Here is a 3208-nt window from a genome sequence, read left to right as displayed (position 1 = left end):
CTGACCTGCAGTCCTTGGAATTAGGAGATAATAAAAAATGAATAAAAAATCTATTAGCCGTCGAAGCTTTATCAAAGGCTCCACCGGCCTCGCGGGCCTGATGATGGCTCCCGGAGTGCTGAAAATAAATGGTGCGAGGTGCGCAGACTTAAATGCCCAAATAGCGTATATCGAAGAAGTATTGCTAAGACAGACAAAGACTTCTAAGAAACTACATAAAAAGCATGTACAGATATTCGCCCAGCGATTTACTGAAGAGTATGGTCAGGTCGATTACAAAAGTATATACAGCGGCCTGGCCGGTGAATATCGACTCACCCGGCTTTTCGTCAGAAGCGCAAGCTTAACGGCTTAATTGGACTGACAAGGAGTTTTAAATGAATTATTTAAACAAGTATTTTTATGTCGCGACACTGCTGTCAACTCTCGCCGCATGTGGTGGCGGCGGTGGCAGTGGCGGTGGCGAATCTTCAGGTATCCAGGAAAATTCAAACAGTTCAAATCAGGAGCAGGCTAGGATTAGCGGCTATGTTAACAATGTTTATCATGGCTATAGTGGTGACATACGCTATACCGCTGCCGGTGCAGAAGCGCGTAATTTAAACGTCGTGAGTAAAGTGAGCGATGATAGTTACTGGGAAATTAGTTCTCTCACTCCAAAAGTGGGAACTTACCGCTGCAGCACTGGAAGTCTAAAGGTTACGCTACAACGCGGTAACGAATCGCCTTTGCGCAGTGAAAGTTGCAAATTAACCGTCACAGAGGCTAATGACCGCAGCGTTAACGGCTATTTCAGCGCAACGCTATTAGGGGTTGGTGGGCAAGCTCAAACCTTAACAAACGGAAAGTTTAACATTGTACTGGCTGAAGCAATTCTCGATCTTGATAATGATGGACTGTCCGATGCAGACGATAACTGCCCATTTGATGTGAACCAAGACCAAGCCGATCAGAATGGCAATAATATAGGCGATGCCTGTGAGGTAGACGGTAGCGAGCAAGCTTAGTTTTCTTGAGGTCGGTAAGATAATTGCTTTATGTATACCGCAGCGAGCCCCATCATCGACGATGTGTGGGGGCGCTGCTACTATTCCTATCGTTTGTTTGTATACGTTTCGCTTCTGTCGAACACTAAACTGCTGAAATTTATGCGCAGCACTATAGGGTGACTTATTTATCTAAGCGTTTGCTGTATTGGCTTGGTGTCATACCTTCCCAGCGCTTGAATGCTCGATTGAAACTAGGTACGTCGGTATAGCCCAATCGCTCGGCGATATCGCTAGTAGATAGTCCCAGGGTAATATAGTTTTTTGCCATATCTTTGCGAAGCTCTAAAAGCAAATCGCTAAATGAGGCATCACCAGCCGACAAGCGGCGCTGTAAAGTGCGAGGACTAATATGCATGGCGTCAGCGACAGAATTTATAGTTGGTACTTGGGTTACCATTTGCTTCATCATCGTGGTTCGTATCTCATCCGCGGGGTGGGCCTTTAAACCTTTACGCAGTCGCTGATTAAGCAATAGTTGAAGCTCTTTTTTGAGCTGTTCGTTACGGGTTAGTACCGGTTTGCAGGTCTCACTTCTTGCTACGGTAAGCCGAGTTACCTTAGCGCCCCATTTTACTTTAACGCCGAAAGCGTTATCCCAGTGTCCCGTCTCGATGGGCTGTTGTCTAATGGACTCAGCCGCTGATAAGCATAGCGGGCTGTCTAGGTACTGTGATACCAGTACAACGGTAGACAAGGCCAGAAAGTCTAGACGTTCACAAACGAGGGGAACCGTCGCGTTGTAGCTTAGTGTTAGCTCAATTCCTGTGAGGGTCTCAACTACATTAATTTCCATTACATTGCTGAAAAGTGGTGAGTAGTTGTCAAGCTGTTTTAGCAGCTCTCCGACATTTTCGGTGGCTGTTAAAAAGACTCCGATATCTTGGAAGTCGACAAGACGAATTCGCTTGGCTGCGTCTATACCGATTATGGGGCCTCTAACGCCGTAGCCTAATTCCCATAAAGTAGTGACCTGCTCAAGGCTTAATTCCACTAGCGGAGCCGTTAGGGTCTCGACATTAATACCAATTTTATCGGAAAGAAGGGCGGACGAGAGCCCCTCCTCTCGAAGAATGGATATTAATCCACGGTACACTGATGCGATAACTCTAAGCTCTTGGAACATGGCTTCTCCAGGCTAATTTAAATTTCCACTGTGTTTTGGACTTCCCAGAGTTTACTTGGAATTTTCGATGTACTGGAATAACCAATCTCGAGTCCCATTAAGGACGTACCGTTAATTTTATCGTGGTCTCTTGGTTTGAGTGTAGAGTATATCGACGAAATTGAGTATCCCCGCCCCAGTGTCATTCTAATTAGCCATAAATGATCTTGTCCGCGTCGAAGGTAATGATGTTGCGGGAGGATATTAATTTAAGATTAACAACATGCAAAAGTGCGCTTTATTTTTTGTTACTAAATTTTACCGTCACCGGCGAGATCGTGTGCATAACCGGTCAGAGCATTGGCGTGAAGTGGCAATTAAGTTGGCGTGCAGTGTTCTATGCGGGTGATCAAGAGAAGTTAATACTACCTGAATTGAAATCGCGCAAGATAATCGCGTAAGACAAGTGACGTAAATCAGAATAAATTTCAGGAATAATATTTATGATATATCTGGTCAAAGACTCTATAGGCGTGCGGATCCCAGAGGGTCTAGTAATGAGGAATAGAGGCCGTTTATGAAATCATCAAATCCTACAGCTGGCTCTCAAAAAATGCCCGCTCCTTCCTGGGCCAGTAAGCTGCGTAATTTAAATTATTGGCTTGTTCAGGATATAGGCGGCGGGCCACGCCCTTGGAAGTTATCATGGATTATTAATTTTCAAAAATTTGGCACTTTTGTATTTCTTGGTTTGCTTATGTGGTTTTACCTTGGTAAAACGCCAGCTGCCGGCAGTAGCGCGGCGTGGATATTTCTTGCCATGCACGGAACTTATGGTTTTGTTTGGTTGTTGAAAGACTTAGCCTTTCCTGATCCGGGCTGGCAGCAACGTGCCACGGTGCTAGGGGGTGTTAATGCTTTTCTCATGGTTTTGGGCCCCTACTGGGTCTTCGGCTGGCTAATTATTTCAGGCACTGCCGATGTGCATTACCCGCTACCAGACAACGCGTGGTTCGCACTGTGCATCAGTTTATGCATGATGGGTTGTGCGCTTATG

3 protein-coding genes and 1 pseudogene are annotated in these 3208 nt (G+C 45.5%); 3 read left to right on the top strand and 1 reads right to left on the bottom strand.

Annotated features, from left to right (window positions below):
- The first annotated feature begins 37 nt into the window (after positions 1-37).
- Positions 38-355: a twin-arginine translocation signal domain-containing protein gene (locus ABYT30_RS17585; RefSeq protein ID WP_373084841.1), complete on the top strand. Its 318-nt coding sequence runs from the start codon at positions 38-40 to the stop codon at positions 353-355.
- A 22-nt stretch (positions 356-377) separates the two neighbouring features.
- Positions 378-1007, top strand: a complete 630-nt coding sequence (locus tag ABYT30_RS17580; RefSeq protein ID WP_373097779.1) for a hypothetical protein — start codon at positions 378-380, stop codon at positions 1005-1007.
- Between the two features lie 163 nt (positions 1008-1170).
- On the opposite strand, the gene ABYT30_RS17575 is transcribed toward ABYT30_RS17580, so the two are convergent.
- Entirely contained in the window at positions 1171-2172 is a 1002-nt protein-coding gene (locus ABYT30_RS17575; RefSeq protein WP_373097777.1) for a helix-turn-helix domain-containing protein, read from the bottom strand.
- 592 nt (positions 2173-2764) lie between these two features.
- Between ABYT30_RS17575 and ABYT30_RS17570 the strand changes: the two are divergent.
- A pseudogene (locus ABYT30_RS17570) lies at positions 2765-3208 on the top strand (hypothetical protein); the annotation flags it as partial.

Origin of the sequence: Zhongshania sp., assembly GCF_041623545.1 — a bacterium.
In the GTDB taxonomy this organism is placed as follows: Bacteria; Pseudomonadota; Gammaproteobacteria; order Pseudomonadales; family Spongiibacteraceae; genus Spongiibacter.
The sequence above is the reverse complement of the archived record's forward strand: the minus strand, read 5'-3'. Positions and strand labels throughout refer to the sequence as shown.